The organism is Pararhodobacter sp. CCB-MM2, from assembly GCF_001691415.1.
Lineage (GTDB): Bacteria > Pseudomonadota > Alphaproteobacteria > Rhodobacterales > Rhodobacteraceae > Pararhodobacter.
This window is the reverse complement of sequence record NZ_LRRR01000027.1, coordinates 37112-61630: the sequence shown is the minus strand read 5'-3', so window position 1 is coordinate 61630 and position 24519 is coordinate 37112. Positions and strand designations below refer to the sequence as shown.

The following is a 24519-nucleotide window of genomic DNA, read 5'->3' as shown; positions in this document are numbered from 1 at the left end:
TCTTTTTTTGTTTAACAAAGAAGAAGAGGACAAACGATCTCTTGCTTGGTGTGGTGGGGAGGGAGATGTAAATAAGACACACCCCCCCCCCCGCGCGCCTCGGCCGCGCCCGCCATGACGGCCCTTGCGATCGGGTGATAAGGCCGCACTGAGTATTGTCGCACAGTGAAGGGTCGCGCGCCTCTGACCTTTGGTTGCCTCAGCCTCGGCAGGAACCACCCGCAGCACCAAAAAGCACCGCTTCCCATAATCTTCGTTCCGAAAATATCCTCGGGGGTGAGGCCGCAGGCCGAGGGGGCAGACAGCCCCCTTCCTTTGGGCGCCGAGCGAAGCGAGGCGCCCTCCGTCGCCCAAGGCCTGCGTGGCGGAGCCATGCCGGACGAGGGTGAAACCCCTCACTGGTCTCCGGCCCCGCTTGCCACGCCATCCGCGGCGGGGGATAAGGCGGGATGGCCAAGGCATCTCCCCAATTCACCTGTACCGAATGCGGTGCCGTCCACTCGAAGTGGAGCGGCCGCTGCGACGCCTGCGGGGCGTGGAATTCCATCGTCGAGGAGGCGCCGCTCGGGGCCGGCCCGAAGGGCGCCCTGCCCAAGGGGCGGATGATCCAGCTCTCCTCTCTGCAGGCACAGGAAGCCCCGCCGCCGCGCACCCTCTCAGGCATGGACGAACTCGACCGCGTTCTCGGTGGCGGGCTGGTCGAGGCCTCGGCCATTCTCGTCGGCGGCGATCCCGGCATCGGGAAATCCACCCTCCTTCTTCAGGCGGTCGCAGCCTTCGCCCGCAAGGGCCTGCGGACACTCTATATTTCTGGCGAAGAGGCCGCCGCACAGGTTCGGATGCGGGCCCTCCGTCTCGGCCTTGGCGACGCCTCGGTGCAGCTGGGCGCCGAGACCAGCCTGCGCGACATCCTCACCACGCTCGATGCCGACCGGCCGGATCTGGTGATCATCGATTCGATCCAGACCATGTGGCTCGATACCGTCGCCTCGGCCCCCGGCTCGGTCGCACAGCTGCGGGCGGCCGCGCATGAGCTGGTGACGCTGGCCAAGCGCCGCGGCATCAGCGTGATCCTCGTGGGACATGTCACCAAGGAAGGGCAGATCGCCGGCCCGCGGGTCGTTGAACACATGGTCGATTGCGTGCTGTATTTCGAGGGCGAGCGTGGCCACCAGTTCCGCATCCTGCGCGCGGTGAAGAACCGCTTCGGCCCGGCAGACGAGATCGGCGTCTTCGAGATGACCGGGGCAGGGCTCGCCGAGGTCTCGAACCCCTCGGCCCTGTTCCTGTCCGAACGCGGCCAACCTGCACCCGGCTCCGTGGTCTTTGCGGGGATCGAGGGCACGCGGCCGATGCTGACCGAGATTCAGGCCCTCGTCGCGCCCTCGCCGCTGTCGAACCCGCGCCGCACAACCGTCGGCCTCGACGGTGGCCGGCTGTCGACGATCCTCGCCGTGCTGGAGGCCCGCTGCGGTATCCCCTTCGCCGGTCTTGACGTTTTTCTCAACGTTGCCGGGGGGATGCGCGTCAGTGAACCCGCCGCTGACCTTGCCGTTGCGGCCGCACTTCTGTCCGCGCGCGAGGATATCGCGCTGCCTGCGGACACGGTGGTTTTCGGGGAGATCTCGCTCTCGGGCGCTCTCCGTCCCGTGAGCCAGAGCGAAAACAGGTTGAAAGAGGCGGCAAAACTTGGTTTCACCTCGGCCATGCTACCCAAGGGTGGTAAGACCGGTCCCGGTATCGGCGTCACCCTGCGCGAGATGCAGGATCTGACCGGATTTGTGGGCGATGTTTTCGGCGCGGGCTGACTGCGCGAAGGAGTGATTGGATGGATTCCTTTACCCTGGTCGACGCGGGCGTCGCGCTGATCATCGTCGTCTCGGCGATTCTGGCCTATTCCCGTGGCCTCGTGCGCGAGATCCTCGCCATCGCCGGCTGGGTCGTGGCAGCCGTCGTCGCCTTCGTGCTGGCCCCGACCGTGCAGCCGCTGGTGGCCGAGATCCCCTATCTCGACCGTATCCTCGGCGACAGCTGCGAGCTGACGATCATCGCCGCCTTTGCCGCCGTCTTCGCGGTTATGCTGGTGATCGTCGCCTTCTTTACGCCGCTGTTCTCCAGCCTGATCCGCAACTCGGCGCTGGGGGGCATCGATCAGGGTTTCGGCTTCTTCTTCGGGGTGTTGCGCGGCATTCTTCTGATCGCCGTGGCGCTGATCGTGTTCGAGCGCGCCGTGCCCGCGGGCACCGTGCCGATGGTCGACAACTCGCAGTCGAAAGCCCTGTTCCAGCAGGTGCAGGCCGCGATCACCGAGGCCCTGCCGGCAGACGCCCCGAACTGGATCGTCGAGCGTTACGAGGAGCTGACCTCGACCTGCACCGCCGGGTGAGCCCTGACGCGGCAGACCTGCGGGCAGAGCTGGGTGAACGGCTCTTCGTTCATTGGATTGGCGGGCGCTGGATGGCCCCGCTTGGAGACCGGCCTGTGCCGGTCTCTTGCTTTTCCGGCCAACCCCTGGGGCAGGTGATCTGCATGGCCGAGGGGGATCTGTTCCGCGCCCGCGACGCGCGGGGTCCGCTCCCTGATCCGGCGCAAATGGCCGCGCGCTATCTCGACAGCCGCGCATGGCTTGGCGCGCTGCGCAGCCTGGAGGGACAGCCCGACCCCCTCACGCCGCCCGAGCGATGGGATCTGCCCGGAACCGGCCCCTTGGTCCTGCTCAGTGCCGCCGCCTTGCCTTTGGCGCGTCTGGTCGGCCTGCTGATCGCCGGCGCTTCCCGTGGGGTGCTGTGGAAGCCCGCGCCGTCAGCGGCGGCCTCGGCGCATGGGGTGATACGGGTGTTGGGCCCGGTGTCAGGCGGGCGCGTGGCGATGCTGCACGGGGATCACCGCAGCGGGCAGCGGCTGGCCGGGGAGGGGGCGGTGATCTGGGCTTCGGACCAGACCCCGCCGTTCCCTGTCACTTGCCATGTCCCGGCCACAGGTCCACGCCACCCATGATCGTCTCATCCGGCTTGCCGACCACTTTGTCGTCCTTGCGGTCGTAGTCAAAGGCCCCCAGCAGCCGCTGCACGGCGCTGATCCGGGCGCGGTACTTGTCATCGCCGCGAATGACGGTCCAACGCGCGAAGTCGAAATCCGAGCGCGCAAAGGTCTCACCGATCGCCAGGGTGTATTCGTCCCATTTGGCCAGTCCCTTCACGTCGATCGACGACAGTTTCCACTGCTTGAGGATATGGGCCTCACGCGCCAGCATCCGGCGCAGCTGCTCCGCCCGGCCGACGTTGAACCACAGCTTGATCAGCTGGATGCCGTCATCGGTCAGGGCGCGCTCGAACCCCGGTAGCTGGTCAAAGAAATGCGCGCGTTCGGCGTCGGTGCAGAAGCCGAAGACCTTCTCGACCACGGCGCGGTTGTACCAGCTGCGGTCCATCAGGGCGATTTCGCCGGCGGCGGGCATATGGGCGATGTATCGCTGGAAGTACCATTGCGTGCGCTCGCGCTCGGTGGGCTTGGGCAGCGCCACGACATGCGCGCCGCGCGGGTTCATGTTCTCGGACACCCGCTTGATCGCGCCGGATTTGCCGGCGGTGTCGCGCCCCTCGAAGACGACGACGACCCGCTGGCCCGATGCCTCGACCCAGCGCTGGAACTTCACCAGCTCGACCTGCAGCTCCTTCATCCGGTCTTCGTATTCGGACTTTTTCATCCAACGGTCGTAGGGGTAGTCCTCGGCCAGGATGTCTTTCTTGTCGCCGCCCTCAATGGCCTTGCGAATGGCCGCGGGGGCGTCGTCCTTGAAATAGGCCGAGATTGCGCCGTCAAAGGGCAGGTCCATGATGGTCTCCCGTGTTTTCCGCGACGCTAGGGCGGGGGACATAGCCCGGCAAGCAGAATTGGCGGTTTTTGATGTCAGACTTTCAAAGATCTGGCTTTATGGCGGTCACCAGAAATCAGGCGTCAGGTCGGATTTGTCGGGCTGGGCTGACCTTCAGTGTTCGCGTTGGTTCGCTCAACTCTTGCGATGGGGTCAGGTAAATTGAGCGTAACGATTTGTTAATAAATAATGTCAGGCAATAACGCCGGCGCGGGTGTCATGCCCTTCGGGCGCTGGCGCACTCATGCTCAGACAGTATCGGCGAAAATTCCGCGTCGCAAAGGTAAGACCGCCGCTAGAGCGATGATGGAAACGGAGTAGCCATCGGTCAAACCGCAGACGGGCACGCATCGTCCCGGCTTTGGCCGATACATCATACATTCGGCCCGCTTGCCTTGCCTCCTGTGCCGAGGCAATGATCCGGACATGTCCACGCCCATTTCCTCCATCCGAAATCTCGGCCCCGCCAGCGAGGAGAGCTTCGCGCGCGCGGGCATTCATTCCGCTGAGGAGCTGCAGGCGCTCGGCGCGGATGAGGCCTATGCGGCGCTTCTTCGCTCCGGCGAGCGGCCGCATTTCATCGGCTATTACGTCCTCCACATGGCGTTGCAGGGGCGGCCGTGGAACGATTGCAAGGGGGCCGAGAAGGAGGCCTTGCGGGAAAGTTTCGATAAGCTGAAAGCCGCGCATGTGGCGGAAGGGGGGATTGCCGGAATCGAGGCGATCCTTAATGAGATCGGCGTGATCGATGCCGGACGACCCCGGCGGAAACGGTGAGGCGTGACGATGCGGTTGGGATTGGTGGCTCTGGCGGCGACGGTGTTCCTGTCGGCCTGTGGTGGCGGACGCGAGGAGCCGGCGCAGGTCTCGCGCCTCTATCCCGGTGAGACGGTCGAGATGCGGCTGATGATTCACGATGCCGCCGAAGAGCTCGACATCCCCGAGGCCCTGTTGCACCGCGTGATCCAGCGCGAGAGCGACTACCGCGCCAATGCCCGCAACGGCCCCTATTACGGGCTGATGCAGATCCTGCCGCAAACCGCGCGGACCATGGGCTTCCGGGGGCAGCCGAACGACCTGCTCGATCCGCGGGTCAACCTGCGTTACGCGGGCCGCTACCTGCGCGGGGCGTGGATCGTCTCGGACGGGAATATGGACGCGGCGGTGATGCATTACGCGCGCGGGTATTATTACGACGCCCGCGACCGCTGCCTGCTGGTGGAAACCGGCCTGGCGCAGCGAGAAGTCAATCGCCGCTGCCGCTGACAGAGGCAGACAACGAAAAAGGGCGGAGCCGAAGCTCCGCCCTTTCGCATTCCGATCGGGAGAGGGTCAGCCGACCAGCTCGAGGCCCGAGAAGAAGAAGGCGATTTCCTGAGCGGCGGTTTCCGGAGCGTCCGAACCGTGCACCGAGTTCTCGCCCATCGACAGCGCGAATTCCTTGCGGATGGTGCCCTCGTCGGCGTTGGCCGGGTTGGTGGCGCCCATGACTTCACGGTTCTTCAGAACGGCGTTCTCGCCTTCCAGAACCTGCACGACGACCGGGGCCGAGGCCATGAACTCGCACAGCTCGCCGTAGAAGGGGCGCTCTTTGTGCACTTCGTAGAATTTGCCCGCCTGAGCCGGGGTCAGGTGGATGCGCTTCTGAGCGACGATGCGCAGGCCGGCATCTTCGAACTTGGCGTTGATCTTGCCGGTCAGGTTGCGGTTGGTGGCGTCGGGCTTGATGATCGACAGCGTGCGTTCGGTGGCCATGATGGTCTCTCTGGATGGGCGGCGGGGCACAGGGGCCCGACCGTCGTTGAATGGGTCGAAACAGGGCTGTCCCGTATCATGCGCCGCATCGCTTGAAAAGGCCGCGAAGCACGCAGGCGCCCGCTGGTGCAGGGCCGTGGCATCTGATAAGCGGCGGCGCATGTTGACCATCAATGACCTCAGCTATTCCGTCGACGGCAAGCCCCTCCTCGTGGGGGCCTCGGCCCGTATTCCGACCGGCCACAAGGTGGGCCTCGTGGGCCGCAACGGCTCGGGCAAGACCACTTTGTTCCGTCTCATCCGCGGCGAGCTCGTGTCCGAGGGGGGCTCGATCAGCCTGCCGAACCGCGCCCGCATCGGCGGCGTGGCGCAGGAAGTGCCTTCGTCGTCCACCTCGCTTCTGGACACGGTTCTGGCCGCCGATACCGAGCGCGCCAGCCTGATGGCCGAGGCCGAGACGGCCACTGACCCGACCCGCATCGCCGAGGTGCAGGCGCGGCTTGCCGATATCGACGCCTGGTCGGCCGAGGGGCGCGCCTCGGCGATCCTCAAGGGCCTCGGCTTCACCGCCGAGGAGCAGCTGATGCCGTGCTCGGATTTCTCGGGCGGCTGGCGGATGCGCGTGGCGCTGGCGGGGGTGCTGTTCTCGCAGCCGGACCTGCTGCTGCTCGACGAGCCGACGAACTATCTCGACCTCGAAGGCGCGCTGTGGCTGGAGGCCTATCTCGCCAAATATCCGCATACGGTGATCGTGATCTCGCACGACCGCGGGCTCTTGAACCGCGCCGTGAACGCGATCCTGCATCTCGAGGACAAGAAGCTCACGCTTTATTCCGGCGGCTACGATACTTTCGCCAAGACCCGGGCCGAACAGCGTGCGGTGCTGGTGGCCGAGGCCAAGAAGCAGGACGTGCGGCGCGCGCATCTGCAGGCCTTCGTCGACCGCTTCAAGGCCAAGGCCTCGAAGGCGCGGCAGGCTCAGAGCCGGGTGAAGCAGCTGGAGAAGATGACGCCGATCACCGCGCCGCATGAGGCAGCGAAGCACGTCTTCACCTTCCCGACGCCCGAGGAGCTGTCGCCGCCGATCATCGCCATGGAAGGCGTGTCCGTCGGCTACGGCGAGACGGTGATCCTGAAGAAGCTGTCCCTGCGCATCGATCAGGACGACCGGATCGCGCTGCTGGGCCGTAACGGCGAGGGGAAATCCACGCTTTCCAAGCTGTTAGCGGGTAAACTTGAGAAGATGGCCGGCTCGATGACGGTCTCGTCCAAGCTGCGCGTCGGCTATTTCGCGCAGCATCAGGTTGACGAGCTGTTCCTCGATGAGACGCCGGTGCAGCACGTCCGCCGTCTGCGCCCGACCGAGGGCGAGCCGCGTCTGCGCGCACGTCTGGCAGGCTTCGGCCTGATGGCCGATCAGGCCGAAACGGTGGTGGGACGGCTGTCCGGTGGCCAGAAGGCGCGCCTGTCGCTGCTGTTGGCCACCATCGACGCGCCGCATCTGTTGATCCTCGACGAACCGACCAACCACCTCGATATCGAGAGCCGCGAGGCGCTGGTCGAGGCGTTGACTGCCTATTCCGGTGCCGTGGTGCTGGTCAGCCACGACATGCATCTGCTGTCGCTGGTTGCGGACCGGTTGTGGCTGGTGAAGGACGGCGGCGTCGCGCCCTATGAGGAAGACCTCGACGCCTACCGCGCGCTGCTGCTGGGCGGGGATGAGAGCGAGAAGAAGCCCAAGGCCGAAAAGCCCGCCAAGGCAAAAGCTTCGCGCGAACAAGTGCTTGCGCTGCGTTCTGATGTTCGCAAATGCGAGCAGCGGGTCGAGAAGCTGGAAGAGATGCGCGAAAAGCTGGCCGCCAAGCTGGCCGATCCCGCGCTTTACGAGGATGACCGCAAGGGCGATCTGGCGGTTTGGAACCGGAAGTATGCCGAAGTGATGGAAGGTCTGGACCGGGCCGAAGCGCTTTGGATGAAAGCGTCGGAAGCACTTGAACAGGCTGAGAAATAGGAATGTAAGGCAATTGATTGCCTGACATTTTGTGCGCGTTCCGGGGCCCGAGGGAGATTGACTTTCCCTCGGGCTCGGCAATTCTGGGGCCATGCTCGATCTTGCCTTCCTCGCCACGGCTTTTGTCACCCTGTTCGTGATCATCGATCCGATCGGGCTGGCACCGTTGTTCATCCCTCTCACAGCCGGGATGGATTCGCGCCAGCGCCGCACGGTCGGCCTGCGCGCCTGCATCATCGCGGCGGCGCTGCTGACGGTCTTCGGGCTGGCGGGCGAGAAGATCCTCACGACCATCGGCATCTCGATGCCGGCCTTCCAGATCTCGGGCGGGATCCTGCTGTTCCTGACCGCTCTCGACATGCTGTTCGACCGCCGCCAGCCCCGGCGCGAAGGGCATGCCGCACAGCGCCCGGACCCCTCGGTCTTTCCCTTGGCGATGCCGTTGCTGGCGGGGCCGGGGGCGATGACCTCGATGATCCTGCTGGTCAACCAGACCGACGGCTGGGCCGGCACATTGGCCGTGCATCTGGTGATGTTGGCAGTGATCGTCTCGGCCTTCATCTTCTTCCTGATGGCCACCCCGATTGAGCGTCTTCTGGGCCGGACCGGTGAGATGGTCATCACCCGGCTTCTGGGCATGCTGCTGTCGGCGCTGGCGGTGCAGTTCGTGCTGAACGGCGCGCAGGGCGCGGGCATCATCACCTTGAACTGATGGCGCATCTGACGGGGCTGTGACGCGCGGCACCCTTCCGGCAGCGGGACGGGTGGCCTATCTCTAAGAGGACACCCCCGGCCAGAGAGACGCATGCCCGCCCTCGACCAGTTGACCGATGACCAGATCGCCCGGCTTGTCTATCTGACGTTGCTGATCGTTTCGATTGGCAGCTATGCGGTCGTGGCCACGCGGGGGCGCATCTTCACGACCTTGCGGCACCTGCTGCTCTGGGCGGTGATCTTCGTCGGGGCCGCCTCGGCCTGGGCGCTGTGGGACGGGCTGCAGTTTCAGGCGGCCGTGGTGCAGACCGAAGGCGGCGACGGGTTGATCCTGCGCCGCAGTATCGACGGGCAATACCATTTGGATCTGGAGATCACCGGGCCCAACGGTGTGCCGACGCCGATCCGCTTCATCGTCGACACCGGCGCCTCGGAGATGGTGCTGACCCGGCAGGACGCGGCCAAACTTGGGTTTGACCGCGAGTCGCTGAGCTTCATTGGCATTGCCAGCACGGCGAACGGCGTGACGCGGACCGCGCCCGTCCGTTTGGACCGGGTGGCCTTGGAGAACCACCTGTCCAGCGATGTCAGGGCCTTGGTGAATGAGGGCGAGCTGCATGGCTCGCTGCTGGGGATGGGCTATCTGGAGCGGTTCTCGCGCATCGAGATCATGCGCGACCGGTTGCGGATCACGTTCTGACCGAGACGCCGGTCCGAGGGGCCGTTTACGCCAGAACCGGCACGTTCCGCTTGGCGCAATGGGCGGCCGAGGCCATCCGCGTGCCTTCGTCCAAGGCGAGGATCGCTTCCAGCCCGTCGTTGCACTCGACCAGTTCGCCCAGCGTGACAGGGTCCAGCGAGGTATAGAACGCCTCGACCGCGCGGGTCAGATGGCCGGACATGCGGCAGACGCCTTTCAGCGGGCAGGTGTTGTCGGCGCCGAAGCATTCGATGAAGGGCAGATCAGCCTCGAATTCGCGGAACACCGAGCCGACCGAGATCTCTTCTGCCGGGCGGGCAAGGGTGAAGCCGCCGTGACGCCCGCGCAGGGTGGTGATGAAGCCCGATTGCCCCAGCTGGTTGACCACCTGCGCAAGATGGTTCTCGGAAGCGTTGATCGCCTGCGCCACGTCCGCCTTGCGCACGATGCGGTCTGCATTGACGGCGCAGACCATCAGTGTCCGCAGGGCAAGGTTCGTACGGGTCGTCAGGCGCATCGGGTCACTCCGTTGATACTCGGTCCATCTCATTCATGCGTGGAAGGGTTACATTTTGCTGAAGCCCTTTACCTTGATTGAGATCAAATCGCGTTCCGGGCGAGGAATGCTGCAAAATTGTCGCGCGAGGGGACCTTTCCTTTCGCCTGTTAAGCGCCTACCGTCCCGTTCATTCCTGTGACGGACCTTCCTGACATGCGTTCAACGCTCCTTATCGCCGTGCTGTCCATGTTGGGCTGTACGCTTCTCGTGGCGGGTACGACCCTGTTGGCCAAGATGATGGGGACGGGGGCTTTGGGGCAGACGATCCATCCGCTGATGGTGTCGATGGCGCGGTTCGTCTTTGGTTTCGCCGGCGTCGCGCTGGTGCTGGGGCTGCGCAAGGCCTCGGGCCGGGCGGCCTGGGTTGAGGCGCCGGGCACGCGCGCGCCGCATTGGGCCTTCCACGCCCTGCGCACGTTGTTGGGTTGGTCGGGCGGCGGGCTGATGTTCGCGGCCTCGGCACAGCTGCCGTTGGCCGATGCCAATGCGCTCAGCTTTACCAGCCCGGTGGCGACGATGTTCTTCGCGATGATCCTTTTGGGCGAGAAGGTCGGGCCCTGGCGTTGGGCTGCGGCGGTCATCGCTATGTTGGGGGCCTTGGTGCTGTTGAGGCCGGGGGCCGGGGTAATCCAGCCGGCGGCGCTGCTGGCGCTGGCCTCGGCTGTGTGCATGGGGTTGGAGGCGATCGTCATCAAGCGGCTGGCCACGACCGAGCCTCCGGGCCGGACGATGTTGATCAACAACGGCATGGGCGCGGTGCTGGCCGCCGTTGTGGGCACGTTCTTCTTCACCTGGCCCCAGAACGGCGCGGTGTGGACGGCCCTCATCGCCATGGGGCTGGTGATGGTCACGGCGCAGATCCTTTTGTTGACCGCGAACCGGCTGGCCGATGCCAGCTTCGTCGCGCCGTTCTTCTACCTGACGCTGGTCTGGGCAGCTTTCTACGACATCGCCGTCTTCGATCTGTGGCCGGATGCGGTCAGCATCACCGGCGCGGTTGTGGTCATGGCGGGAGGGCTGCTGATGACCTGGCGCGAGGTGGTGAATGGCCGGCGGCGGCTGGTCGAGATCTCGCAACCCGCGCCGGCTCTGCGCTAAGGGACTGCGGTGGCGCTTGCGCCACGGGGCGGGCGGTGCTATCCGCAAGCCCATGACGACGCTGTGCATCATTACCTGCTGCATTACCCGGTGAGCTGAGGCTCGCGCGGGGCGCCGTCTTTTCCCCAAAGGAAAACTCGCAGCCCACCCCGCGCGCCGGGGTGTTAGTTGTGGTGCGATTTGGGGGACAGGACATGACCGGGATCCGGCTTTACAACACCCGCACGCGCACGAAGGAAGACTTCGTGCCGTTCGATGCGATGGATGTGCGGATGTATGTCTGCGGGCCGACGGTCTATGACCGCGCGCACCTGGGCAATGCCCGGCCGGTGCTGGTGTTCGACACGCTGTTCCGGCTCTTGCGGCATGTCTATGGCGCGGATCACGTCCGCTATGTGCGCAATTTCACCGACGTCGACGACAAGATCAACGCCACCGCCGTCGCCCGCAAGGAAGCGGGGGCCGAGGGCACGTTGGAGGATCTGATCCACCAGCGGACCGAGGAGACGATCGGTTGGTATCACGCCGATATGGATGCCTTGGGGGCGATGCGCCCGACCGCCGAGCCGCGCGCGACCGAGTATATCGGTGCGATGGTCGCGATGATCCAGGGGCTGATCGACAAGGGCCATGCCTATGAGGTCTCGGGCCACGTGTTGTTCGACGTGCGCTCGTATCCCGAATACGGGCGGCTCTCAGGGCGCTCGGTCGACGACATGATCGCCGGAGCGCGGGTCGAGGTCGCGCCCTATAAGCGCGATCCGATGGATTTCGTGCTGTGGAAGCCCTCGGATGCCTCGCTGCCGGGCTGGGACTCGCCCTGGGGCCGGGGGCGTCCGGGCTGGCATATCGAATGCTCGGCCATGTCGTTCGAGCTGCTGGGGACCTCCTTCGACATCCATGGCGGCGGCATCGACCTGCAATTCCCGCACCACGAGAACGAGATCGCCCAGTCCTGCTGCGCCCATCCGGGGTCGGATTTCGCGCGGGTCTGGATGCATAACGAGATGCTGCTCGTCGAGGGGAAGAAGATGTCCAAGTCTTTGGGCAACTTCTTCACCGTGCGCGAACTCTTGGAGCAGGGCTATCCCGGCGAGGTCGTGCGCTTCGTGATGCTGTCGACGCATTACCGCAAGCCGATGGACTGGACGGCGGAGAAGGCGGAACAAGCGACTCTAAAGCTGCTCGCATACAGTAGAACATGTGAGCGCTTCGCGGCCGGATACATCCCGGATTCGTCGCGAGCTAGCGCTCACGTTATCGAAGCACTTGCTGATGATCTGAACACTCACCTTGCGCTCGCCACACTAGACGCAGAGCACAAAAAAGCAGAGCAGATGGGCGATGCTCGGACTCTCGCAGATACAATGGCGCTGCTTGGCTTCATTAATTTCGAAGGCCCAATCTCTCCCGAACACGAGTGGATTGAGAAAAAGGGCTTTGATCTGAATGCCTTGGCGGAAAAACTGGCCGCTCTGCGCGCGGCGGCGATGGAGACCAAGAATTTCGCCTCGGTCGATGCGCTGAAATCCGCGCTGATCGCGGCGGGGGTCGAGGTGCGGATGTCGAAGGCCGGGGTCGAGCTGGTGCCCGGCGCGGGCTTCGATGCCGCGAAGCTGGATGGGTTGTGAGATGAACGTCTCTTTGGCGCTTGCGGCTCCGGCAGGACCGGGGGTTTCACACCCCCGGACCCCCGTGGGATATTTGGAGCACAAAGATGCGCGCGGTTTTCGGGGTGCGTCGTCAATCATGATTGCTGCGCATTGTGGCGAGGCTGCGGGCCTGTTTCTTGATCGGAAAGGGGGCGCGGCGTGACCGAGCGGCTCTATCTCTATGACACCACGCTGCGTGATGGGCAGCAGACGCAGGGCGTGCAATTCGCCACGGCCGAGAAGGTCGCGATCGCCAAGGCGCTGGATGCGCTGGGGATCGACTACATCGAGGGCGGCTGGCCCGGGGCGAACCCGACCGACAGCGAGTTCTTCGAGACGCGGCCGCAAACGCGGGCGACCTTCACCGCCTTTGGCATGACCAAGCGTGTCGGGCGCTCGGCCGGGAATGACGAGGTTTTGGCCGGGGTGATGAATGCGGGCACGCCGGCGGTTTGTCTGGTCGGCAAGACGCATGATTTCCATGTGACGACGGCGCTTGGCATCACGCTGGACGAGAACCTCGTCAACATCCGCGAGTCGGTCGCGCATATGGTCGCGCAGGGGCGCGAGGCCTTGTTCGACGCCGAGCATTTCTTCGACGGCTACAAGGCCAACCCCGAGTATGCGCTGGCGGCCTTGAAGGCGGCTTATGAGGCGGGTGCGCGGTGGCTGGTGCTCTGTGACACCAACGGCGGCACGCTGCCGGCCGAGGTCGGGCGGATCGTGCGCGACGTGATTGCGGCGGGCATTCCCGGCGATCATCTGGGCATCCATTGTCATGACGACACCGGCAACGCCGTGGCCTGTTCGCTGGCCGCCGTCGATGCGGGTGTGCGGCAGATTCAGGGCACGCTGAACGGTCTCGGTGAGCGTTGCGGCAATGCGAACCTGACGACGATGATCCCGACGCTGCTGCTGAAGCAGCCCTATGCCAGCCGCTACGAGACCGGCATTCCCCATGCCGCGCTGAACGGCATGGTCAAACTGTCGCGGCAATTGGACGACATCCTGAACCGGGTGCCTTTGCGCAGCGCGCCTTATGTCGGCGCCTCGGCCTTCGCGCATAAGGCGGGGCTGCATGCCAGCGCGATCCTGAAGGACCCAACGACCTACGAACATATCGACCCGGCCACCGTGGGCAATGCGCGCGTCATTCCGATGTCCAATCAGGCGGGGCAGTCGAACCTGCGGGCGCGTCTGGCCTCGGCCGGGATCGAGATTGCGGCGGGGGATCCTCGGCTGATGCAGATCCTCGACGAGGTGAAGCTGCGCGAGGATCAGGGCTATGCTTATGACGGCGCGCAGGCCTCGTTCGAGTTGCTGGCGCGCGAGACCTTGGGCCTGCTGCCGCGGTTCTTTGAGGTCAAGCGCTACCGCGTCACGGTCGAGCGGCGCAAGAACCGCTACGACCAGATGGTCAGCGTCTCGGAAGCCGTGGTCGTGGTGAAGATCGGCGATCAGAAAGTCTTGTCGGTCAGCGAAAGCAGCGATGGCAGCGGCACCGATCGCGGCCCGGTCAACGCGCTGTCGAAGGCCTTGGGCAAGGATCTGGGGCCGTATCAGGCCTCGATCGACGACATGAAGCTGGTGGATTTCAAGGTGCGCATCACGCAGGGCGGCACCGAGGCCGTCACGCGCGTGATCATCGACAGCGAGGACGGGCAGGGCCGGCGTTGGTCGACCGTGGGGGTGAGCCCGAACATCGTCGATGCCTCGTTCAGCGCGCTGCTGGACGCGATCCACTGGAAGCTGGTCAAGGACGGCGCGGAACCTGTTCTCAACGGTTGACCCAAAGGTCAGGGGGCTTTAGCCCAAGGGCATGAGTATTCTTGACCTGTTCCTGACCCTGGACCGCGCCGGTCCGGGGGATGTCGAAAGTTTGCGCTGGGCGCTGGATGTGGCGGGGACGCCGCCGGGCGCTCGTGTGCTGGACGCGGGCTGCGGCACCGGCGCCGATACCGGTGATCTGCTGGCGGCAATCCCGGAGGCCCAAGTCACTGCGCTGGATGCGGCCGAGCCCTTCGTGTCCGTCGTGCGTACCAAGTTCCCGGCAGCGCGGGCGGTTGAGGGCGACATGCGCCATCCTCCGAGCGGCCCGTGGGACCTGATCTGGTCCGCAGGCGCGGTCTACAACATCGGCGTGACCGAGGCGCTGAACGCCTGGCGGCCGCATCTGGCACCGGGCGGGCGGGTGGCGTTCTCGGACCTGCGCTGGACCACCGATACCCCGGCCGAGGGCGCCGTGGCGCATTGGGCGGGCGAGGGGCTGACCCTCACCGGGGCCGAGGCGCTGGAGGCCGAGATCACCGCCGCCGGCTGGCGGGTCATCGGTGCGCGATGGATCGGGCGGGCCGGCTGGGCCAATTACTACGACCCGCTGGAAGCCATGCTGGCAGACGAAAAGGACACGGCCCTGGTCGAGGCCTTCCGCGCCGAGATCGCCTGCTGGAAGCTCTATGGCGACAGCTACGACTATCGCCTCGTGGTGGTGGAGCCTGTATGAGCCTGTGGTCGACGCTTGCGATTTCCGCCGCCCTGACGGTGGCCATTCCCACGGCCATTGCGCTGGGGCTCATTGTCTCGGATCGGCCTGTCGCTGATCTGCGGGCCGACGGGGAGGGGCTGGATTTCTCGGTCCTGTCCGGGGCCGAGCTGCCGGAGCTGCAGCACTATGAAGCCCGGGACGGCGCAGTTCTGGGCTACCGTCGCTGGGAGGCCGGGCGCGAGGGTGCGCCGCTGGTGGTGGCGGTGCATGGCTCGGGCTGGCACGGGGCGCAGTTCGCGCGATTGGGCGAAGGGCTGTCCGAGGCCGGGTTCGACGTCATCGCCCCGGATCTGCGCGGCCATGGGCCGGACCCGCAGCGTCGCGGCGATGTCGATTACATCGGCCAGTTCGAGGATGACCTCGCCGATCTGATCGGTCAGCAGGCGCAGGACGGGCAGGAAGTGGTGATGCTGGGCCATTCCTCGGGCGGGGGGCTGGTGATCCGCTTCGCCGGGGGCGACCACGGCGCGCTGATCGACCGGGCGATCCTGCTCGCGCCCTTCGTGCAGCATGACGCGCCGACCGCACGGCCCGCGTCGGGCGGCTGGGCGCGGGTGATGACCCGGCGGATCATCGGGCTGTCGATGCTGAACATGGCGCGGATCACCGCGCTGAACCACCTTCCGGTGATCCAGTTCCGCTTTCCCGACGCCGTGCTGGACGGACCGCTCGGCCACACGGCGACGCGGGCGTATTCCTTCCGGCTGAACACCGGCTTCGCGCCCCGCCGCAACTGGCAGGCCGATATCGGAGCACTCCCGGACTTTTTGCTGGTTGCCGGGCGCGAGGACGAAGCCTTCGTCGCCGCACAGTATGAGCCGACGTTCAGCGACCTGACGGCGCGCGGCACCTATGCCCTGACCGGGGCCACGCATCTGTCGGTGGTTGACGATCCTGAGACGCTGCGACTGATCTTGTCCTTCCTGCGCAGCGATTGACGCACTGGCTTCCGCTCCGCGCCCGCGCTATGGGGCGGGGCATGGATGCAAGTCAGATCAATGCCTGTGCCGCCCTCGTCGAAAACGGCGATCCCGACCGGTTTCTTGCGGCGATGGCCGCGCCGGTCGATGTGCGCGGCGCGCTTTTCACCCTCTATGCCTTCAACCTCGAATTGGCGCGCGCGCCTTGGGTGACCAAGGAGCCGTTGATCGCGCAGATGCGGTTGCAGTTCTGGCGCGACGTGGTCGCGCTGGAGGAATTCAAGGCGCACGAGGTTGCCGCGCCCCTGCAAGAACTGGTGAAGAACGGCCTGCCGGTCGCGCCCTTGGCCGCGATGATCGACGCGCGCGAGGTCGAGATCGGCACCTCGGCCCCGTTCGACGATGAGGCAGCGCTCTGGGCCTATCTGGAGGGCACCGGCGGTGCTCTGATGCAGGCGACGGTCGCCGCGCTGGGCGGCGGGGCCGCGCTGTCGGAGCCGGCGATGGCGCTGGGCACGGCGCAGGGGCTGGCCAACTATCTGATGGCAATCCCGGCGCTGGAGGGCGCGGGCCGCCATCCACTGCCCGACGGACGGCCCGAACAGGTCGTGGCCTTGGCAGCCGAGGGGCTGCGCCGACTGCGTGGGGCTGATTCGGGCCTGCGGAAGGCGCCGAAAGCTGTCCGGCCGGCGCTTCGGGCGGCGTGGCGGGCCAAAGGTTTGTTGCAGCAGGCACAGCGCGATCCCGGCGCGGTGGGGGCCGGAACCCTCGGATCTGCGGAAATCATGCGACGCGGAGGTATTATTTTACGCGTTCTGCTCGGAAAATGACCCGGTGATCTTGACCTCGGATTACGCCTTCGATTGAGTCAAGGCTTGTCATTTCTTCATCCCCTGCAATTGTTGGTTATGGTAGCGGAAGCATCACCGTTTGCGACAGCCACTCGCAGACGGGGTAGGAGGTCCCGTGATCGGACATGGCGTGCCGGGTATCGATATCCGGCAAGAGCATGATTTCAGTGCCAGCGCAGCTGTGTTGTTCGCTGCGCTTACCATCGGCCTCGACGCTTGGTGGCCCGCAGAGGCGCGCGTTCTGGGCGCCGACAGCCGGATCTCCCTGACCGCAGACCTCGGTGCCTACCTGATCGAAAGCAATGATGACGGCCACCGGATCATGCTGGCGCAGGTCGAGGCCATCGCGCCGGATCGCCGGCTGTCGTTCAACGGCTGGTTCGGGATCGCGGGCATCGTCGCCGGGCGCGTGCAATTCGACCTGACCGACCGCGAGGACGGCACGCGGCTCACGCTGGTGCATCAGGCGATCGGCCCGGTGCCCGAGGATCAGGTCAACCGCCGCAGCCGGCTGTGGCGTCAGATCCTCGACCAATCGCTGCGCCGCTATGTCGGCAACGCGCCGGCCTGAACGCCCCGCCGGAACCCGCCCATGCCTGAGACTTTCTCCGATCCCGCCGCGCTGGCCGCGGCTCTGATTGCCCGGCTGTCCCCCCGTCCTGACGGCCCTCGGCAGATCGTCGCCTTGGCCGGACCGCCGGGTGCGGGCAAATCGACTCTGGTCGAGGCCTTGCTGGCGGCGCTTGGCCCCGTGGCGGCGGTCTTGCCGATGGATGGCTATCACCTCGACAATGCGGTGCTCGATGCGCGGGGCGACCGGCCCCGCAAGGGCGCGCCTTGGACCTTCGATGTGGGCGGGCTGGCGCGCGATCTGCAGCGGCTCGCCGCCGATGACGGCGCGGTTCTGGTGCCGGTCTTTGACCGCTCGCTGGACCTGTCCCGCGCCGCCGCACGCGAGATCGGGCCACAGACGCGCCTGGTGCTGGTCGAAGGCAATTACCTTCTGCTGGATGAGGCGCCTTGGGATGCGCTGGGCCGCTTCTGGGACGCGAGCGTCGCGCTGGAGGTGCCCGAGCCGGTGTTGAAAGCCCGCCTGATGCAGCGTTGGCTGGACCATGACCACACGCCTGAGCAGGCCGAAGCGCGGGTCGAGGCCAATGATCTGCCCAATGCACGGCAGGTTCTGGCGGGCTCGCGTCCGGCGGATCTGGTGATCCGCACGGGTTAGGACAGCGCGCCGGTGCCCCGATCCACGAGGAAACGGTCGGTCAGGGGCAGGGCGGCGGCGCCCATCGCGCGCGCGTCGGCGCCCAGCGTGCCTTCGATGACATCCGGCACCTCCAGCCCCGCGAAATTCTGCCGGGCCAGCGCCGCGCGGGTCGCCGCGACCATGCGCTGACGCACCGCGCGCGGCATCCAGCCGTCCAGCACCAGCGCCTCGAAATCGAAGACCGACAGCGCGGCGACGGTGGCCTGCGCCAGCCCCTCTGCCGCCTGCGCGATCCAGGGGGCGAGGATCGCCTCGTCGATGGTCCAGTGATCGGGTGTCGCCCAGATCTCGTCCGCCGAGCGTCCTGCTGCGACCAAGGCCGCCTCCAGCCCCGAGGTCGAGGCGACGTCGATCAACTGCACGCGGCGCCCGGCCGCGTCGGTCACGGGCATCGAGCCCAAGGCCCCGGCGTTTCCGTGCCGGCCCGGATAAAGCGCGCCGTTCAGGACCACGCCGCCGCCGACAAAGAAGCCGACATAGACATGCACGAAATCCGAGGGCAGCTGCATCGCCTTGCCGAAGATCAGCTCGGCCCCGCAAGCCGCCGTCGCGTCGTTCTCCAGAAACACGGGGTAGGGGTGCCGCGCGCTCAAGGCCGCCCGGAAGTCGAGATCGCGCCAGGCGTCCATCTCGGATTGCGGCGCGCCGAGGCTGCCGGCCCAGTCCCACAGCCGGAACGGCGTCGCCACGCCCAGCCCGGCGACCCGGTGATGCAGGGCGGGCGGCAATTGGTCGATCAGCTCGCGCGCGGCGAGGTCTGCAAAGGTTAGCGCGGCCGAGGGGGTCGGCCAGTCGTGCCGGCGGATCCGGCGACCACGCAGCTTGCCGTGGAAATCCACCAGCACCATCTCGGACGAGCGCCGCCCGATCTTCAGCCCGAGGAAGAACGCCCCCTCCGCCGCCAGCGACATCGGCACCGAGGGTTGGCCCACGCGGCCACGCACCGGCTCGCCGCGCTCCAGCAGCCCGTCTTGTTCCAGCGCCCGCATGATGACCGAGACGGTCTGCGCGGACAGGCCGGTCTGGCGGGCGATCTCGGCCTTGGGCAGGGACCGGCGCGCGCGGACCAGCGACAGCACAAGCCGCTCATTCCATTGACGCATTCCGGTCTGGTTCGTGCCGCGCAGGGACGGGGCCTGGCCACGATCCTCGACGCTGTCTGGGGCTGTCTTGCGCATGTTGGTCCTCTCCCGCAGCCCAGCGTGAGGCAGCGCCGTTGTACTGTCAATATTAAATCAGAGTGATTTATTTATTGACACGGAGCCACGATTCGCGATTTCTAAGGGCATCCGGAGAGGGAAGGGGCTGCAGGAGAGGCGGCTCCGGGACCGGACGATTTTTCGGGAGGAGAGAACCCAATGACGAAACGCACCCTGAAGGCCGCCCTGTGGTCCGCTGCTGCTGCCGGCGCCCTGCTGGCATCGCCTGCCGCCGCCGACGAGATCGGCGCCTGCCTGATCACCAAGACGGACACCAACCCGTTCTTCGTGAAGATGCGCGAAGGCGCGACCGAGGCCGCGGCTTCGATGGGCATCAACCTGCAGACCTTCGCCGGCCGCATCGACGGTGACGTCGAAACCCAGATCGCTGCGGTCGAGACCTGCATCGCCTCGGGCGCCTCGGGCATCCTGATCACCCCGTCCGACAGCCGCGCGCTGACCCCGGTCATCACCCAGGCCCGCGAGGCCGGTCTGCTGGTCATCGCACTGGACACGCCGTTCGAGCCCGCCGATGTGGCCGATGCCACCTTCGCCACCGACAACTTCCAGGCCGGCGTGCTGATCGGCCAATGGGCCGCCGCCCAGCTGGGTGACGAGGCCGCCAACGCGCGCATCGCGCTTCTGGACCTCAATGCCTCGGAAATCTCGGTCGATTATCTGCGCGACGGCGGCTTCCTGCAGGGCTTCGGCATCGACATCATGGACCCGACCGACATCGGCGACGAGACCGACCCGCGCATCGTCGGCCATGACGTGACCAACGGCAACGAGGATGGCGGCCGCACCGCCATGGAGAACCTGCTGCAGATCGATCCTTCGATCAACGTCGTCTACACGATCAACGAGCCCGCCGCCGCCGGTGCCTATGAGGCGCTGCGCTCGATGGGCCGTCAGGATGATGTGCTGATCGTCTCGGTCGACGGTGGCTGCCCCGGCGTCGCCAACGTCCGCGATGGCGTGATCGGCGCGACCTCGATGCAGTTCCCGCTGCTGATGGCCTCGCTGGGTATCGAGGCGATCCATGCCTTCGCCACCGACGGCACCCGCCCGTCGAACTCGGACGGTCTGGATTTCTACAACACCGGTGTGCAGCTGATCACCGACCAGCCGGTCGACGGCATCGAGTCGATCACCTCGGAAGAAGGCCTCGGCCGCTGCTGGGGCTGAGCCCCGGCCAAAGCCCTCGGGCCTGACTGAACCCCTCGCCCCGGCGCATCTCCCCTGAACACTCGCGCCGGGGTCCTCCACGGACCGGGCAGGTCCTCTGCCCGGTCCTTTTTCTTCCCCCCTTCGGCCGCCGCAGCCCCCTCGGGCCGGTCGCCGTCAGCGGAATGGGTCCCATGACAAGCGCAACCAGACAGACACCCGAGGGCTATGAAGCGGCACTCGGCGGGGCAGACACGAAAGTCGCCCAGTTCGAGGCCCCCCGGCGCACGCCGCTCGGCCATGTGCAGCACTTCCTGCATTCCAACCCGACCATGGTGCCCGTCATCGTGCTGGTGCTGTCGCTGATCGTCTTCGGCGCGCTGGCTGGCGGACGCTTTTTCTCGGCCTTCAACCTGTCGCTGATCCTGCAGCAGGTCTCGATCATCGGCATCCTCGCCGCCGCACAATCGCTGATCATCCTGACCGCGGGCATCGACCTGTCGGTCGCGGCGATCATGGCGTTGATGTCGGTGCTGGCCGGCAAACTGGCCGTCGAATCCGGTGTGCCCGCGCCGATGGCGATCCTGATGATCTTCGGCATGGGGGCGGGGGCCGGGCTGCTCAACGGCTTCCTCGTCACCAAGATCAAACTGCCGCCCTTCATCGTCACGCTGGGCACCTGGAACATCTTCTACGCGCTGACGCTGTGGTTCTCGGGCGCGCAATCCATGCGCTCGCAGGATATCGATGCCGCCGCGCCGATGCTGAAATGGTTCGGCAACGGCTTCCAGATCGGCGGCGCGAACATCACTTACGGCTCGGTGCTGATGGTCGTGGTGTTCGGCGTGCTGTGGTACATGCTGAACAAGACCGCGTGGGGTCGCCATGTCTATGCCGTGGGCGATGACAAGGACGCGGCCGAACTGGCCGGCATCCGCACCGACCGCACGCTGATCTCGGTCTATGCGCTGGCAGGCCTCGTCTGTGCGTTGGCCGCCTGGGCCGCCATCGGGCGCGTCGGCTCGATCTCACCCACCTCGTTCTACGAGGGCAACCTTCACTCGATCACCGCCGTCGTGGTGGGAGGCATCTCGCTGTTCGGTGGGCGGGGCTCGATCCTCGGCGCCCTGTTCGGCGCGCTAATCGTCGGCGTCTTCAACTCGGGCCTGCGCCTTGTTCAGGTGGATGTGCTGTGGCAGCTCTTCGCCATCGGCTGGCTCGTCATCATCGCGGTCGCGATCGACCAGTGGATCAGAAAGGTCTCGGCATGAGTGTGCAACCCATCCTGAAAGCCCGTGGCCTTGTGAAGCGCTATGGTCGTGTCACCGCCCTCGATCATTGCGACTTCGACCTTTACCCCGGCGAGATCCTGGCCGTGATCGGCGACAACGGTGCCGGCAAGTCGAGCCTGATCAAGGCGCTGTCCGGTGCGGTCTACCTCGACGAGGGAACGGTCGAGCTGGAGGGCCAGAAGGTCAGCTTCAACTCGCCCTTGGAAGCGCGCGACGCAGGGATCGAGACGGTCTACCAGAACCTCGCCCTCTCGCCGGCGCTGTCGATCGTCGAGAACATGTTCATCGGCCGCGAATTGCGTCGTCCCGGCCCGGCAGGTCAGTTCCTGCGGATGCTGGACCGGCCGGCGATGCGCGCCTTCGCCCGTGAGAAACTCAACGAGCTGGGCCTGATGACCATCCAGAACATCGACCAGCCGGTCGAGACGCTCTCGGGCGGTCAGCGGCAGGGCGTGGCGGTGGCGCGGGCGGCGGCCTTTGGCTCGAAGGTGGTGATCCTCGACGAGCCGACGGCGGCGCTGGGCGTCAAGGAAAGCCGCAAGGTGCTGGAGCTCATCCAGGATGTGCGTGCGCGGGGCGTGCCGATCATCCTGATCAGCCACAACATGCCCCATGTCTTCGAGGTCGCGGATCGCATCCATGTCCACCGGCTGGGCCGGCGGCTGTGCGTGATCAACCCGCGCGACCATACCATGTCCGACGCCGTGGCCTATATGACCGGCGCCAAACTGCCCGCGGAAGCGGCCTGAGGAGTTCCCGATGATCCTGTGTTGCGGCGAAGCCCTGATCGACATGCTGCCGGTCCCCGGACCGGGGGCGGGCCCCGCCTTTGCACCCCATGCCGGCGGCGCGGTGTTCAACACTGCCATCGCGCTGGGCCGGCTGGGCGCGCCCACCGGCTTCTTCGCCGGCATCGCCGCCGATTTCCTCGGCGACATCCTGCGCGACACGCTGGCGGAATCGAAGGTTGATACCAGCGCCTGCGTGATGGCGCCCCGGCCCTCGACGCTGGCCTTCGTCAAGCTGGTGGAGGGGCAGGCGACCTATGCCTTCTACGACGAGAACACCGCCGGCCGCATGCTGACCGAGGCCGATCTGCCCGCGATCACCGAGGACGCCTATTTCTTCGGCGGCATCTCATTGGTCGTCGATCCCTGTGGCGCGACTTACGAGGCGCTGATGGGACGGGCGTGGGCGGCGGGCAAGGTGACGATGCTCGACCCCAACATCCGGCCGGGCTTCATCACCGACGAGGCCGCCTATCGCGCGCGCATCAACCGGATGATCGGGCTCGCTGACATCGTGAAGCTGTCGCTCGAGGATCTGGCGTGGCTGTCGGGGGGCAAGGACGAAGCCTTCGTGCAGGCGATGCTGGACCGGGGTGTCTCGCTGGTGCTGCTGACCGATGGCGGCGTCGGGGCGACCGGCGTGACTCCGCGCGGGCGGCTGTTCGAGCCGGCGCGCAAGGTCAATGTCGTCGATACCGTTGGCGCGGGCGATACGTTCAACGCCGGCGTGCTGGCCAGCCTTAACGCCTGCGACAGACTGAGTCGCGATTCCCTGCGCGATCTGGATGATTCGACCCTGCGTGCGGCCTTGCAACTGGGGGCTGCAGCGGCGGCTGTCACCGTCAGCCGGGCAGGGGCGAACCCCCCTTGGCCCAGCGAAATGTAAGCCAGACAAGAACTTACCCTTAGAGCCCCCGCATCCCCCCGATGCGGGGGTTCGACATTCCGGCCTGTGTTACACTGAGCGTTACAAAACTGTCATGCAAGCGTGACAGAAGCGTCATGCAACGGGGGTACCCGGTGCACAGCCTCACGAGAGAGGGGCTGGACCCCGAACCGAACCACCCGAACAGAAACAGGAGAAATCCATGTTCGCCAAGACCACGAGCCGTATCGCGATCGCCGCTGCCGCCGGCATGCTGCTGGCCGCTCCCGCTGTTGCCCAGTCGCGCACCAACCTGCAGATCGCCGGTTCGTCGACCGTTCTGCCCTTCGCGTCGATCGTCGCTGAAGAATTCGGTCAGGCCTTCCCGGAATTCGACACCCCGGTCGTCGCCTCGGGCGGTTCGTCGGGCGGCCTGCGCCAGTTCTGCGCCGGCGTCGGCGCCGAGACCATCGACATCGCCAACGCCTCGCGCCCGATCAAGACCTCGGAAATCGAAGCCTGTGCCGCTGCCGGCGTGACCGACATCCGCGAAATCCGCATCGGCTATGACGGCATCGTCTTCGCGTCGTCGGCTGACGGCGCCGAGTTCGCCCTCGAGCCGCGCTTCGTCTACCAGGCGATCGCTGCCAACCTGCCGGAAGGCATGGCCCAGCCGACGATGTGGTCGGACATCGATCCGTCGCTGCCTGAGCAGCGCATCGTCATGGCGATCCCGGCTTCGAACCACGGCACCCGTGAAGTCTTCGAAGAAAAAGTGATCTTCCCGGGCTGTGAAGCCGTCATGGGCGAAGACACCGACCACGAAGTCTGCGGCGAACTGCGTCAGGACAACGTGACCGAAATCGCCGGCGACTACACCGAGACCCTCGCGCGTCTCGCCGCCGACACCGACACCATGGGCGTCTTCGGTCTGTCGTTCTACGAGCAGAACACCGACACCCTGCGCGTCGCCACCATGGAAGGCGTCACCCCGTCGCTGGAAACCGTGGCCTCGGGCGAATACCCGGTCTCGCGCCCGCTGTTCTTCTATGTGAAGGGCGAGCACATCGGCGTCATCCCGGGCATCGAAGAATACGTCCAGTTCTTCATGTCGGACATGATGACCGGCATGGGCGGCCGTCTGGAAGAAGCCGGCCTGATCCCGGCGCCGGACGCCGAGCGCGCCGAAGTTCTGGAGAACTTCACCAACGGCGTGAGCGTCGCTCAGTAATCCGCTGAAAAAGATCGTGGCGCTCCGG

25 protein-coding genes are annotated in these 24519 nt (G+C 66.0%); 21 read left to right on the top strand and 4 right to left on the bottom strand.

Going from position 1 to position 24519, the window contains the following annotated elements:
• Nucleotides 1-449: 449 nt before the first annotated feature.
• From radA to BCY78_RS19460, 3 genes are all read left to right on the top strand, one after another.
• Entirely contained in the window at nt 450-1808 is a 1359-nt protein-coding gene (gene radA, locus BCY78_RS19470; RefSeq protein ID WP_068305175.1) for a DNA repair protein RadA, read from the top strand.
• A 20-nt stretch (nt 1809-1828) separates the two neighbouring features.
• Nucleotides 1829-2386 (top strand): CvpA family protein, encoded by a 558-nt coding sequence (locus BCY78_RS19465; RefSeq protein WP_068305173.1) that lies wholly within the window; start codon nt 1829-1831, stop codon nt 2384-2386.
• Between the two features lie 143 nt (nt 2387-2529).
• Complete coding sequence (locus BCY78_RS19460; RefSeq protein ID WP_139103228.1) at nt 2530-2997, top strand: hypothetical protein; 468 nt, start codon at nt 2530-2532, stop codon at nt 2995-2997.
• Here BCY78_RS19460 and ppk2 read toward each other — a convergent pair.
• Nucleotides 2957-3835, bottom strand: a complete 879-nt coding sequence (ppk2, locus tag BCY78_RS19455) for a polyphosphate kinase 2 (RefSeq protein ID WP_068305169.1) — start codon at nt 3833-3835, stop codon at nt 2957-2959. The two genes, BCY78_RS19460 and ppk2, sit on opposite strands and share 41 nt — an antisense overlap.
• A gap of 465 nt (nt 3836-4300) precedes the next feature.
• On the opposite strand from ppk2, the gene BCY78_RS19450 reads away from it, so the two are divergent.
• Together BCY78_RS19450 and BCY78_RS19445 are read left to right on the top strand one after the other, a co-directional pair.
• Nucleotides 4301-4651: a TfoX/Sxy family protein gene (locus tag BCY78_RS19450; RefSeq protein WP_068305167.1), complete on the top strand. Its 351-nt coding sequence runs from the start codon at nt 4301-4303 to the stop codon at nt 4649-4651.
• Between the two features lie 9 nt (nt 4652-4660).
• Complete coding sequence (locus BCY78_RS19445; RefSeq protein WP_068305165.1) at nt 4661-5140, top strand: lytic transglycosylase domain-containing protein; 480 nt, start codon at nt 4661-4663, stop codon at nt 5138-5140.
• 66 nt (nt 5141-5206) lie between these two features.
• On the opposite strand, the gene ndk is transcribed toward BCY78_RS19445, so the two are convergent.
• Nucleotides 5207-5629 carry a nucleoside-diphosphate kinase gene (ndk, locus tag BCY78_RS19440; protein WP_068305163.1) on the bottom strand — a complete coding sequence of 141 codons (423 nt, stop codon included), beginning with the start codon at nt 5627-5629 and terminating at the stop codon, nt 5207-5209.
• 160 nt (nt 5630-5789) lie between these two features.
• Here ndk and BCY78_RS19435 point away from each other — a divergent pair, with 160 nt between their 5' ends.
• From BCY78_RS19435 to BCY78_RS19425, 3 genes are all read left to right on the top strand, one after another.
• On the top strand, nt 5790-7640 hold the full coding sequence (locus tag BCY78_RS19435; RefSeq protein WP_068305161.1) for an ABC-F family ATP-binding cassette domain-containing protein: 1851 nt from the start codon (nt 5790-5792) through the stop codon (nt 7638-7640).
• A 91-nt stretch (nt 7641-7731) separates the two neighbouring features.
• Nucleotides 7732-8352, top strand: coding sequence for a MarC family protein (locus BCY78_RS19430; protein ID WP_068305159.1), 621 nt, complete (start codon nt 7732-7734; stop codon nt 8350-8352).
• 93 nt (nt 8353-8445) lie between these two features.
• A complete protein-coding gene (locus BCY78_RS19425; RefSeq protein WP_083195166.1) occupies nt 8446-9054 on the top strand; it encodes a TIGR02281 family clan AA aspartic protease in 609 nt (202 codons plus the stop codon).
• A 25-nt stretch (nt 9055-9079) separates the two neighbouring features.
• Here BCY78_RS19425 and BCY78_RS19420 read toward each other — a convergent pair whose 3' ends face one another.
• Nucleotides 9080-9571 carry an Rrf2 family transcriptional regulator gene (locus tag BCY78_RS19420; protein ID WP_068305157.1) on the bottom strand — a complete coding sequence of 164 codons (492 nt, stop codon included), beginning with the start codon at nt 9569-9571 and terminating at the stop codon, nt 9080-9082.
• Nucleotides 9572-9766: 195 nt separating this feature from the next.
• On the opposite strand from BCY78_RS19420, the gene BCY78_RS19415 reads away from it, so the two are divergent.
• The 8 genes from BCY78_RS19415 (at nt 9767) to BCY78_RS19380 (ending at nt 17907) form a co-directional block, all read left to right on the top strand.
• Nucleotides 9767-10711: a DMT family transporter gene (locus tag BCY78_RS19415; protein WP_068305154.1), complete on the top strand. Its 945-nt coding sequence runs from the start codon at nt 9767-9769 to the stop codon at nt 10709-10711.
• Nucleotides 10712-10905: 194 nt separating this feature from the next.
• Complete coding sequence (gene cysS / locus BCY78_RS19410) at nt 10906-12342, top strand: cysteine--tRNA ligase (RefSeq protein WP_068305152.1); 1437 nt, start codon at nt 10906-10908, stop codon at nt 12340-12342.
• Nucleotides 12343-12522: 180 nt separating this feature from the next.
• Nucleotides 12523-14151 carry a citramalate synthase gene (gene cimA, locus BCY78_RS19405; protein WP_068305150.1) on the top strand — a complete coding sequence of 543 codons (1629 nt, stop codon included), beginning with the start codon at nt 12523-12525 and terminating at the stop codon, nt 14149-14151.
• A 31-nt stretch (nt 14152-14182) separates the two neighbouring features.
• Nucleotides 14183-14866 (top strand): trans-aconitate 2-methyltransferase, encoded by a 684-nt coding sequence (locus BCY78_RS19400; protein ID WP_068305149.1) that lies wholly within the window; start codon nt 14183-14185, stop codon nt 14864-14866.
• Nucleotides 14863-15846, top strand: a complete 984-nt coding sequence (locus BCY78_RS19395; RefSeq protein WP_199523181.1) for an alpha/beta hydrolase — start codon at nt 14863-14865, stop codon at nt 15844-15846. The genes BCY78_RS19400 and BCY78_RS19395 overlap by 4 nt, the downstream gene beginning before the upstream one ends.
• Nucleotides 15847-15887: 41 nt before the next feature.
• Nucleotides 15888-16658: a squalene/phytoene synthase family protein gene (locus BCY78_RS19390; RefSeq protein WP_068305147.1), complete on the top strand. Its 771-nt coding sequence runs from the start codon at nt 15888-15890 to the stop codon at nt 16656-16658.
• 136 nt (nt 16659-16794) lie between these two features.
• On the top strand, nt 16795-17250 hold the full coding sequence (locus BCY78_RS19385) for an SRPBCC domain-containing protein (RefSeq protein ID WP_068305146.1): 456 nt from the start codon (nt 16795-16797) through the stop codon (nt 17248-17250).
• A gap of 21 nt (nt 17251-17271) precedes the next feature.
• Complete coding sequence (locus BCY78_RS19380) at nt 17272-17907, top strand: nucleoside triphosphate hydrolase (RefSeq protein ID WP_068305144.1); 636 nt, start codon at nt 17272-17274, stop codon at nt 17905-17907.
• Here the strand turns inward: BCY78_RS19380 and BCY78_RS19375 are convergent.
• On the bottom strand, nt 17904-19127 hold the full coding sequence (locus tag BCY78_RS19375; protein WP_068305142.1) for an ROK family transcriptional regulator: 1224 nt from the start codon (nt 19125-19127) through the stop codon (nt 17904-17906). The two genes, BCY78_RS19380 and BCY78_RS19375, sit on opposite strands and share 4 nt — an antisense overlap.
• Nucleotides 19128-19307: 180 nt before the next feature.
• On the opposite strand from BCY78_RS19375, the gene BCY78_RS19370 reads away from it, so the two are divergent.
• From BCY78_RS19370 to BCY78_RS19350, 5 genes are all read left to right on the top strand, one after another.
• The gene (locus BCY78_RS19370) at nt 19308-20336 is read left to right on the top strand and encodes a sugar ABC transporter substrate-binding protein (RefSeq protein ID WP_068305140.1); all 1029 of its coding nucleotides are present in this window, start codon (nt 19308-19310) and stop codon (nt 20334-20336) included.
• A 173-nt stretch (nt 20337-20509) separates the two neighbouring features.
• A complete protein-coding gene (locus BCY78_RS19365; RefSeq protein ID WP_199523180.1) occupies nt 20510-21586 on the top strand; it encodes an ABC transporter permease in 1077 nt (358 codons plus the stop codon).
• A complete protein-coding gene (locus BCY78_RS19360) occupies nt 21583-22356 on the top strand; it encodes an ATP-binding cassette domain-containing protein (protein ID WP_068305137.1) in 774 nt (257 codons plus the stop codon). The genes BCY78_RS19365 and BCY78_RS19360 overlap by 4 nt, the downstream gene beginning before the upstream one ends.
• Before the next feature lie 10 nt (nt 22357-22366).
• Complete coding sequence (locus tag BCY78_RS19355; RefSeq protein ID WP_068305135.1) at nt 22367-23281, top strand: carbohydrate kinase; 915 nt, start codon at nt 22367-22369, stop codon at nt 23279-23281.
• 202 nt (nt 23282-23483) lie between these two features.
• On the top strand, nt 23484-24491 hold the full coding sequence (locus BCY78_RS19350) for a PstS family phosphate ABC transporter substrate-binding protein (protein WP_068305133.1): 1008 nt from the start codon (nt 23484-23486) through the stop codon (nt 24489-24491).
• Nucleotides 24492-24519: the final 28 nt, after the last annotated feature.

Excerpts from the sequence above, each read along its gene's own strand:
- radA (WP_068305175.1), top strand. The coding sequence starts at position 450 with ATGGCCAAGGCATCTCCCCAATTCACCTGTACCGAATGCGGTGCCGTC.
- BCY78_RS19465 (WP_068305173.1), top strand. The coding sequence starts at position 1,829 with ATGGATTCCTTTACCCTGGTCGACGCGGGCGTCGCGCTGATCATCGTC.
- BCY78_RS19460 (WP_139103228.1), top strand. The coding sequence starts at position 2,530 with ATGGCCGAGGGGGATCTGTTCCGCGCCCGCGACGCGCGGGGTCCGCTC.
- ppk2 (WP_068305169.1), bottom strand. The coding sequence starts at position 3,835 with ATGGACCTGCCCTTTGACGGCGCAATCTCGGCCTATTTCAAGGACGAC.
- BCY78_RS19450 (WP_068305167.1), top strand. The coding sequence starts at position 4,301 with ATGTCCACGCCCATTTCCTCCATCCGAAATCTCGGCCCCGCCAGCGAG.
- BCY78_RS19445 (WP_068305165.1), top strand. The coding sequence starts at position 4,661 with ATGCGGTTGGGATTGGTGGCTCTGGCGGCGACGGTGTTCCTGTCGGCC.
- ndk (WP_068305163.1), bottom strand. The coding sequence starts at position 5,629 with ATGGCCACCGAACGCACGCTGTCGATCATCAAGCCCGACGCCACCAAC.
- BCY78_RS19435 (WP_068305161.1), top strand. The coding sequence starts at position 5,790 with ATGTTGACCATCAATGACCTCAGCTATTCCGTCGACGGCAAGCCCCTC.
- BCY78_RS19430 (WP_068305159.1), top strand. The coding sequence starts at position 7,732 with ATGCTCGATCTTGCCTTCCTCGCCACGGCTTTTGTCACCCTGTTCGTG.
- BCY78_RS19425 (WP_083195166.1), top strand. The coding sequence starts at position 8,446 with ATGCCCGCCCTCGACCAGTTGACCGATGACCAGATCGCCCGGCTTGTC.
- BCY78_RS19420 (WP_068305157.1), bottom strand. The coding sequence starts at position 9,571 with ATGCGCCTGACGACCCGTACGAACCTTGCCCTGCGGACACTGATGGTC.
- BCY78_RS19415 (WP_068305154.1), top strand. The coding sequence starts at position 9,767 with ATGCGTTCAACGCTCCTTATCGCCGTGCTGTCCATGTTGGGCTGTACG.
- cysS (WP_068305152.1), top strand. The coding sequence starts at position 10,906 with ATGACCGGGATCCGGCTTTACAACACCCGCACGCGCACGAAGGAAGAC.
- BCY78_RS19400 (WP_068305149.1), top strand. The coding sequence starts at position 14,183 with ATGAGTATTCTTGACCTGTTCCTGACCCTGGACCGCGCCGGTCCGGGG.
- BCY78_RS19395 (WP_199523181.1), top strand. The coding sequence starts at position 14,863 with ATGAGCCTGTGGTCGACGCTTGCGATTTCCGCCGCCCTGACGGTGGCC.
- BCY78_RS19390 (WP_068305147.1), top strand. The coding sequence starts at position 15,888 with ATGGATGCAAGTCAGATCAATGCCTGTGCCGCCCTCGTCGAAAACGGC.
- BCY78_RS19380 (WP_068305144.1), top strand. The coding sequence starts at position 17,272 with ATGCCTGAGACTTTCTCCGATCCCGCCGCGCTGGCCGCGGCTCTGATT.
- BCY78_RS19375 (WP_068305142.1), bottom strand. The coding sequence starts at position 19,127 with ATGCGCAAGACAGCCCCAGACAGCGTCGAGGATCGTGGCCAGGCCCCG.
- BCY78_RS19370 (WP_068305140.1), top strand. The coding sequence starts at position 19,308 with ATGACGAAACGCACCCTGAAGGCCGCCCTGTGGTCCGCTGCTGCTGCC.
- BCY78_RS19365 (WP_199523180.1), top strand. The coding sequence starts at position 20,510 with ATGACAAGCGCAACCAGACAGACACCCGAGGGCTATGAAGCGGCACTC.
- BCY78_RS19360 (WP_068305137.1), top strand. The coding sequence starts at position 21,583 with ATGAGTGTGCAACCCATCCTGAAAGCCCGTGGCCTTGTGAAGCGCTAT.
- BCY78_RS19355 (WP_068305135.1), top strand. The coding sequence starts at position 22,367 with ATGATCCTGTGTTGCGGCGAAGCCCTGATCGACATGCTGCCGGTCCCC.
- BCY78_RS19350 (WP_068305133.1), top strand. The coding sequence starts at position 23,484 with ATGTTCGCCAAGACCACGAGCCGTATCGCGATCGCCGCTGCCGCCGGC.